The organism is Roseivirga sp. UBA1976 (assembly GCF_002336325.1).
Lineage (GTDB): Bacteria > Bacteroidota > Bacteroidia > Cytophagales > Cyclobacteriaceae > Roseivirga > Roseivirga thermotolerans.
This window is the reverse complement of the sequence record NZ_DDDQ01000099.1, coordinates 35,086-43,621: the sequence shown is the minus strand read 5'-3', so window position 1 is coordinate 43,621 and position 8,536 is coordinate 35,086. Positions and strand designations below refer to the sequence as shown.

Annotated in this window: 5 protein-coding genes and 1 pseudogene; 3 read left to right on the top strand and 3 right to left on the bottom strand. The window is 45.2% G+C overall.

Going from position 1 to position 8,536, the window contains the following annotated elements; all coding sequences use genetic code 11:
- Window positions 1–457, bottom strand: a pseudogene (locus B3763_RS10000) (dihydroorotase); the annotation flags it as partial.
- A 67-nt stretch (window positions 458–524) separates the two neighbouring features.
- Between B3763_RS10000 and B3763_RS09995 the strand changes: the two are divergent.
- The gene (locus tag B3763_RS09995; protein WP_189628156.1) at window positions 525–1,823 is read left to right on the top strand and encodes a DEAD/DEAH box helicase; all 1,299 of its coding nucleotides are present in this window, start codon (window positions 525–527) and stop codon (window positions 1,821–1,823) included.
- A gap of 58 nt (window positions 1,824–1,881) precedes the next feature.
- Window positions 1,882–2,760, top strand: a complete 879-nt coding sequence (locus B3763_RS09990) for a DUF4097 family beta strand repeat-containing protein (RefSeq protein ID WP_286746135.1) — start codon at window positions 1,882–1,884, stop codon at window positions 2,758–2,760.
- On the opposite strand, the gene B3763_RS09985 is transcribed toward B3763_RS09990, so the two are convergent.
- A complete protein-coding gene (locus tag B3763_RS09985; protein ID WP_286746133.1) occupies window positions 2,747–3,664 on the bottom strand; it encodes a hypothetical protein in 918 nt (305 codons plus the stop codon). The genes B3763_RS09990 and B3763_RS09985 overlap by 14 nt on opposite strands.
- Window positions 3,665–3,803: 139 nt before the next feature.
- Window positions 3,804–5,294 carry a M28 family peptidase gene (locus B3763_RS09980; protein WP_286746131.1) on the bottom strand — a complete coding sequence of 497 codons (1,491 nt, stop codon included), beginning with the start codon at window positions 5,292–5,294 and terminating at the stop codon, window positions 3,804–3,806.
- Between the two features lie 184 nt (window positions 5,295–5,478).
- Here B3763_RS09980 and gcvP point away from each other — a divergent pair, with 184 nt between their 5' ends.
- The gene (gene gcvP / locus B3763_RS09975; protein ID WP_286746129.1) at window positions 5,479–8,382 is read left to right on the top strand and encodes an aminomethyl-transferring glycine dehydrogenase; all 2,904 of its coding nucleotides are present in this window, start codon (window positions 5,479–5,481) and stop codon (window positions 8,380–8,382) included.
- Window positions 8,383–8,536: the final 154 nt, after the last annotated feature.

The following is an 8,536-nucleotide window of genomic DNA, read 5'->3' as shown; positions in this document are numbered from 1 at the left end:
TAGAAGAACCCATGAAAATCTTTACTCCGCAAACATTTTTAGGGTTGGTTTTGAGCACCTCATCGATATTGTCGTTAGAAGCGCCCATAAAGAAGCTATAATTGGCAATACTGTTTCTGGCGGCAATGTCGTATTTGTGCTGTAGTAATTCTTGTGTCAGCGTATTGGGTACGGTGTTGGGCATTTCCATAAAAGAGGTAATACCACCGGCAACAGCCGCACGCGATTCAGTATAAATTTCTGCTTTGTGGGTAAGGCCAGGTTCGCGAAAATGCACCTGATCATCGATAAGCCCCGGCAATATGTGCAGGCCGGTGGCGTCAATGGTTTGGTCGGCCGCTACATGCTGAAGGTCCTTACCAATCCGCTCTATTTGCCCGTTGGCAATAAGAATATCCGCTTCAAAAATCTTTCCTTCATTTACCAGGGTTCCGTTGAGTAGTAAGGTAGAGGCCATAAGCTTTTTATTTAGTTGGGGTTTTTTAGCGTAATTGCAGAGCAAAACAAATACGAATCGACTGAAAATGGCAGCAGAAACTCATTTATTTGACGACCTTAAGTTAAATCGACAAATACTTAACGCCATTGATGACCTGGGGTTTGAAAAACCAACAGAAATTCAGTCTAAGGTAATTCCTGTGGCTCTGGCCGGACACGATTTGTTTGGCATTGCTCAGACGGGCACGGGAAAGACCCTGGCTTTTGTTGCGCCCCTGGTAATGAAAGTTAAATATGCTCAGGGAGAGCATCCACGAGCTCTTATTCTGGCACCTACCCGTGAGCTGGTTTTACAAATAGCTGAAAGTTTTAGCGCTTTGGCCAAATATACCGACCTCAGAATGGCAGCCCTGTATGGGGGTGTTGGGCCTAAGACACAGATTGAAGAAGTGGAAAAAGGGGTCGATGTGCTCATCAGCACCCCCGGTCGTTTTCTGGATATCTATTCCAAAGGGCATATAGTGCCGAAGGGTATAAAGACACTTATTCTGGATGAGGCCGATAAAATGATGGACATGGGTTTTTTACCTCAGATCAGGAGAATACTGGAGGTGGTTCCGCGCAAACGGCAGAACATGTTGTTTTCGGCTACCATGGCCGATAAGGTAGTGAAACTCACCGAGGAATTTTTGGAATTTCCTGAGCGCATTGAAGTGGCTCCGCAGGCCACGGTGGCCGAAACCATAGATCAGGTACTCTATGAGGTGCCCAACTTCAAAACAAAAATCAATTTGCTCATTCATTTTTTGGAGAGCCCCGACTTCTCGCGGGTCATTGTTTTTGTGAAAACCAAGTCGAGTGCCGATAACATTGCCAAGTATATTGAACGAAAGGAGCTTGGCCCCGTACGCGTTGTGCATGCCAACAAAGGGCAGAATAGCAGGATCAATGCCGTAAATGAGTTTAAAGAAGGCGATATACGCGTGTTGGTTTCTACCGATGTTACCGCTAGAGGAATGGACATTTCAATGGTGTCTCACGTCATTAATTTCGACCTGCCTCTTATTTATGAAGATTATGTGCACCGGATTGGCCGAACGGGAAGGGCCGAACAAGAAGGGCAGGCCATTACTTTTGCCAATGAAATAGAAATGGTGCATGTGCCCAGAATTGAGAAGATCATTCGGCAAGACATTCCAAGGGCTGCTATACCTCCGCAGGTAACCATTGAAAAGACTCCTTTTGCTGAGCAACAGGAAATAGCCCGCGCTTTAGATACTTACAGAAAGAAGATGGATCCTACGTTTCAGGGGGCTTTTCACGAAAAGAAGAAGAAGTTTTCCAACCCATCGAAACCCAAAAAGAGAGGCAGAAGAAAGCGGTAGAAGTGCTACTGTGGTTGGATTTTGCTAAATTCAGCATTCAACTCAAACTCAAAATAGCATGAAACAACTGTTTAGTATTTGTGGAATAGTACTGATGCTGCTGGCCACTAATAACCTTCAAGCCCAGAAAGAAGGCGAATTTCATCTGGATCAAGTTTATGCCCTCGGTGCCAACGGAACGGTGCACCTGGTTTCGTCAGATGCTGATGTTCGGATTACAGGTACCGACAGAAGCGATGTGCACGTGAAAATAGATCGGTTTGAACAGGTGAATGGCATCCGTTCCGGCCGAAGAAGGTTTAGCGTTGAAGTAGAAGAAAAAGGAGGTGATCTGTTTATTGAAGAAAGACGCTCTGGTTCGGTGTCTTTTAGCATGGGTTCTTTTCGTACCGAATACGAAATAGTGATAGAAATGCCAAGCAATGGTTCGCTGCGTGTGCGGGGCGAAGATGATGACTACATTATTAAAAGTATACACGGGGCCATTAGCATAAGCAGTGAGGATGGCGATATTGATATTTACGATACAAAAAGCAGCAATATAGATGTGCGTCTGGAAGATGGCGACTTGCGATTGGCCGGTGGAACAGGGCGCTTTTACGCCAATAGCGAGGATGGCGACCTCGACATTAGGAATGCAGCCTTTACGGAACTGGAAATTGTCATAGAAGATGGGAATGTTTCGTTAGAAACCACCCTAGCCGACAATGGCGTATATGACATTCGGTCTGATGATGCCAATATAGAGTTTACCGTGCTAAGTGGGGGAGGAAAGTTTCTCATTAGCAAAGACGATGGCCGCGTAAACTCAGGCATGGGCTTTACGGTACAAGAAGAAACCGATAATCGGGTGCTCTTGTCGTTGCCGGGAGGCAGTGCCGATGTAGAAATTAGAATCAATGATGGCCGGGTACGGCTCGATACTAAGGTGCGCTAAGCAGTTCTTCTGCTTGCGGGTCGTAGATCCAATCATTTAATGAGGTGCCACCCAGGGCTGAACTACGATTAAGCTTATTTATAGCAGAGCTCAATTCGGGCTCTGTTTTTAGTTTTAGAGGGTCTGTCGATTCAAAAAGTGAAGACAGGTAATTGAGATAGCTAAAATACTGTGAGTCGCCAAAGCCATAGGTGGTTTGCCATTGAAGCAATTTGCCCACCAACTGGTGCTGCGACTGGCACTGAGGAGCGAGGCGTATTATCTGCTGTTCAATCTCGTTCAGTCCAATGGACTGGTAGGGAAATCGCCTGAAGTGTGCCTGTAGGGCCTCTGAGAGATAGGGGAATTCCTGCGAGGGCAGAATAATGTAAGTAAAGAGTTCATTGTGCTGTGGAGAGCAATAGAGTTTAAATACATCGGCTGCAAACACAAACTCACGGGTATTGAGTTTTAGTCGGCTATTGAACAGCTCATTATAATGCTCAGGGTTTAACTGGCCAAGCCCTTTCAGTTGATCTTCGCCCGGTACTTTTCCTGCACAAACCAGTGAAATAGTCTGTCCGGCTTCACGCCTTTGTCCCAGCCACTCAATAAGTGCCAACATGTTGATTTGACAAAACAAATCATATTCAAACCAGAGCACAACTTCTTCATAGTGGGTAATTTGAGAGGCCATTTGTTCAAATGGAGCCTTTACTTCCTCTCTATATTGGTTAGGTTTTAGCTCAAAGAAGCTGGTCATAAACGCTTCTCTTTCCAACCAAAAAGCGTCTGATCCTATCAAGTGGCTCACCGGTCCTTCAGCCAATACTTCTCTCCATACAAAGGTGTCTCCGGCAATTGAACATTGGTTAAAAATGGAAAGAGTACTATCTCCGTTCAGTATATGCAGGGTGTTTTTCATAAGGGGAGGATTTAGAGGTGGGTCTGGGGTAATACCAATAAAAAAGGGCTGTTTCGAAAGCTTATGGTTATTCTCAATACCCAAATGCGGTGAGAAGTACCCATGCAGGCTCCGAAACGGCCCTTTCTGTACTTAATTCTTAGTCTCTCGAACCGTAGTCCATATCGTCTTCACGATCAACCGGAGTTCTTTGGTCTCTGTTGGCCAGAATCCACGCGGTATGGAATACCAACTGAGCTCTTTTCGCCATTACATCGAAGGCAATTTTATCGACAGTGTCGGTTGGTCTGTGGTAGTCCGCATGTGTTCCGTTAAAGTAGAAGATAATTGGAATACCTTTTTTGGCAAAGTTGTAGTGGTCGGAACGATAGTAGAAACGGTTTCTGTCGTTCGGATCGTCATAACGATAGTCCATATCCAGGTTGGTATATGTGATATTGGCAAACTCAGAGATCACCTTCAAGTGGCTCGATAGTTTTTCAGAACCGATTACGTATACATAGTCGCGATTGCCTGACTTTTCGTGCTCAGGATCAATTCTTCCAATCATGTCTATATTCAGGTTGTTCACCGTGTTTTCTAATGGAAACAACGGATTGTCAGCATAATAAGCAGATCCCAAAAGTCCTTTTTCTTCACCCGTTACGTTAAGGAAAAGAATGCTTCTTCTTGGTCTGTGGCCTTCTTTGGCAGCCTGAGCAAATGCTTCGGCAATCTCCATTACACCGGTAGTTCCTGAGCCATCATCATCGGCACCATTATTAATCACTGTGCCATCCTCATTCTGGCCAATGTGATCGTAGTGAGAAGATATCACCAACACCTCATCTTTTAAATCGGTACCTTCCAAAAAGGCTACCATGTTTTCGGTATTGATGGTGTTGATTTTCTCTTTAGCAAAAACTCTTACGGTTCCTGTTTTAATTTTTTCAGGGGTTTCTGCATTGGCATTAAGGTCTTCTACAGAAGCCTTGAACATATCGGCTGCAATGGCCTGAGTCAGGTAAAAGGTCATGCTTGGGTCGCCTTTGTATTCTTTGTCGAACCTCAGACGGCCCATCATAAACGCTCTGGCCTGTCTTGGCAGAGTTTGAGTAAACTGATCGTCATCGTTGGCCATAATCATTACGGCTTTGGCGCCCGCTTCTATCAACTTGCCTACGGTGGCTCTGTCTCCGGCCATAGCTACTACAGCTTTTCCATTAAGGTCCATTCCGGCAAAGTCGGTTTTCTTTCCTACATAAACGGCATCGAGCTTCTCCTCTTTGGCCATGTTGGCATAGCCTAAAAAGATAATGTCTTTTCCGTTGGCTTTTTTACCCGACCGGGTTTTGATGTATACATCAGACCAGTCAGACTGGTACATATCAAATTTTTGTCGGTATGTGCCATTGGCTGGGCCCTCAAGGCCAATTCTTTGGTAGAACTCTTCCAAAAACCTGGAAGCTTTCTTTTGCCCCTCGGTACCGGTTTCTCTACCGCCAAACTCGTCAGAAGCTAAAATGGAAAGCTTGCTTCTCATATCTTCAGGCGTGATGGTGTTGGCATACTTCACGGCTGTTTTGTCTTGGGCATTAGCAATTAGGCCCAAAACTAAAAGTCCGAACAAGGACAGTTTTAATTTCCTCATTATCTAAACAATTTTAGGTTACATTTTTTTAGAGGGCTAAAGCTAATGTTTTTTTAAAACCTAGCCTGCATGACTTATGTATTTGGTCGGCTTTTTTTGCCTTTGATATGTAAGGAAATCAGAGGGTTGTAGCTTACATTTGCAGCACATTTACAAGGAAGTAAATCGAACTAGAACTGGAGATATGACAAAAATTGATTTAAGAAAGACTCAAAGGTTTGAAGACCGCCACAATGGGCCTGATGAGCAAGAGATTGCTGAAATGCTCAAGGTGGTGGGTGCGCCTAGCCTGGATGCACTGATCGATGAAACAGTGCCGGCAGGAATTAGAATGAAAGAACCTTTGAATCTGCCCCTGCCTAAGTCTGAATTTCAATTCCTGAAAGACCTGAGACATATTGCCGCCCAAAACAAGATGTTTAAGTCATACATCGGTATGGGGTATTACAATACCATTGTTCCGGGAGTTATTCAGCGCAATATTCTGGAAAACCCGGGATGGTACACAGCCTACACTCCATATCAGGCAGAAATAGCCCAGGGAAGACTAGAGGCCCTCATCAATTTCCAAACCATGGTAATGGACCTGACCGGAATGGAAATTGCCAATGCTTCCTTGCTCGATGAAGCAACTGCAGCGGCCGAGGCCATGTTTATGTTTGCAGGCCAGCGTAAGAAAAATAAGAAAGAGGCTACTACCTTCTTTGTCGATGAAAATACTTTCCCGCAGACCATCAATGTGCTCAAAACCCGATCGGTTCCGGTTGGTATTCAGCTGGAGGTAGGAAAGCTCAGCGAGTTAGATATTACCCGTGACGACTTGTTCGGGGTGTTGATTCAGTACCCTGCGGGTGACGGAAAAGTACTCAACTATCGGTCATTCATAGAGTCGGCTCACGAAAACAACGTATTTGTTACAGTGGCTGCAGATCTTATGTCTTTGGCTCTGCTTACACCTCCGGGCGAAATGGGAGCCGATGCAGTGGTAGGTACTTCTCAGCGTTTTGGTGTCCCTATGGGTTATGGTGGCCCTCATGCAGCTTATATTGCCACACGCGATGAGTTTAAGCGTCATATTCCGGGTAGAATTATCGGGGTTTCTGTAGATAGCCAGGGCAATAAAGCCTACCGTATGGCTTTGCAGACTCGCGAGCAGCATATTAGAAGAGAAAAGGCCACCTCTAACATTTGTACGGCCCAGGTGCTACTGGCCGTAATGGCCGGTATGTATGGCGTATACCATGGTTCTAAAGGTATTAAGCACATTGCCTTTAAAATTCATGGCTTTGCCAAGCTTTTAGACAAGGGTTTGCAGTCTTTGGGCTTCAAACAACTCAATGAGTTCTATTTCGATACCCTTAGAATTGAATGTGAGTCTTCGCTCTCAGAGAAAATCAGAACCATTGCAGAAGTAAACCAGGCCAACTTCAGATATTTTGAAGATGGTGATATAGGAATTGCTGTAGATGAAACTACCCGAGTGGAAGATGTACAGGTGATTTTAGAGGTGTTTGCAGAGGCTACCGGACAGGTAATGGCTTTCGATTTAGATGGCGAGGCTGCCAATCTGGAAGTTGAACTTCCTAAAGAACTGGAGCGTACTTCCGATTTTATGACCCACCCGGTATTTAATCAATACCACTCTGAGCACGAGATGCTTCGATATATTAAGCGACTGGAAAACAAAGACTTGTCGCTCGTTCATTCCATGATTTCTCTGGGCTCTTGCACCATGAAACTCAATGCCACTACTGAAATGGTGGCGGTAACCTGGCCAGAGTTTGGAGATATACACCCCTTTGCACCCACTTATCAGACCAGAGGTTATCACATGATGTTCAACGATCTGGTAGACTGGCTGTCTGAAATCACTGGTTTTGCCGATGTTTCACTTCAGCCAAATTCAGGAGCGCAAGGAGAGTATGCCGGCCTAATGGTAATTAGAGCATACCATGAGAGTAGAGGAGAGGGGCACAGAAATATTGCCATTATTCCTTCTTCTGCACATGGAACCAATCCGGCTTCGGCTGTCATGGCAGGTATGAAAGTGGTAATTGTGGCTTGTGATGAACGTGGAAATATTGATTTGGACGACCTGAAAGCCAAGGTAGAGCAGCATAGCCAAAACCTTGCCTGCCTAATGGTTACCTATCCTTCTACCCACGGAGTGTTTGAAGAAAGTATCAAAGATATCTGTGCGCTAATTCATGAGCATGGAGGGCAAGTATATATGGACGGTGCCAACATGAATGCCCAGGTGGGACTTACCAGTCCTGGTATTATTGGTGCTGATGTATGTCACCTCAACCTGCACAAAACATTCTGTATTCCTCACGGTGGTGGTGGCCCCGGAATGGGCCCCATAGGAGTAGCGGCTCACCTTGCGCCTTTCTTGCCAGGCAATCCGGTGGTAGAAACCGGTGGCGATCAGGCCATAACTGCAGTGTCGGCAGCGCCATGGGGTAGTGCCAGTATTTTGGTTATTTCTTATGCCTACATTGCCATGATGGGGGCCGAAGGTTTAACCAATGCTACCAAATTGGCCATATTGAATGCCAACTACATTAAATCTAAACTTGAGAAGGAGTTTAAGATCCTTTACGCAGGTAGCAAAGGCCGATGTGCCCACGAAATGATAGTGGATTGCAGAGAATTTAAAAACCAGAAGATAGAGGTAGAAGACATTGCCAAGCGCCTGATGGACTATGGCTTCCATGCGCCAACCGTTTCATTTCCTGTAGCTGGTACAGTGATGATTGAGCCAACCGAGTCTGAGTCTAAAGTAGAACTGGACAGATTCTGTGAAGCTATGCTCAGTATTCGTCAGGAAATTAGAGAAATTGCCGATGGTTTGGCCGATGAAGAGCAAAACGTGTTGAAGAACGCACCTCACACGGCCAGCATGGTGTTAGAAGGCCAGTGGGAAAAGCCTTACTCCAGAGAGAAGGCTGTATATCCGGCAGAGTATGTAAAAGAGGCTAAGTTCTGGCCAACAGTGGGTAGAATCGATTCAGCCTATGGCGACAGAAACCTGATGTGTAGCTGTATTCCTGTTTCTGATTATCAGGAAGAGGAAGCAATGGCTTAATAGAGATTTTAGATAATAGAAATTAGATATCAGAAAGGCTGTCCGGAGAATTTGGGACAGCTTTTTTTATGCCGTAAGTTTCATCTCGCTTTTCTGGTAACCGTTGAAGAATCGGTAAGGGAGGTAGGTTAGGCTGAATAGTAATATATGTTCA

Excerpts from the sequence above, each read along its gene's own strand:
- B3763_RS09995 (WP_189628156.1), top strand. The coding sequence starts at position 525 with ATGGCAGCAGAAACTCATTTATTTGACGACCTTAAGTTAAATCGACAA.
- B3763_RS09990 (WP_286746135.1), top strand. The coding sequence starts at position 1,882 with ATGAAACAACTGTTTAGTATTTGTGGAATAGTACTGATGCTGCTGGCC.
- B3763_RS09985 (WP_286746133.1), bottom strand. The coding sequence starts at position 3,664 with ATGAAAAACACCCTGCATATACTGAACGGAGATAGTACTCTTTCCATT.
- B3763_RS09980 (WP_286746131.1), bottom strand. The coding sequence starts at position 5,294 with ATGAGGAAATTAAAACTGTCCTTGTTCGGACTTTTAGTTTTGGGCCTA.
- gcvP (WP_286746129.1), top strand. The coding sequence starts at position 5,479 with ATGACAAAAATTGATTTAAGAAAGACTCAAAGGTTTGAAGACCGCCAC.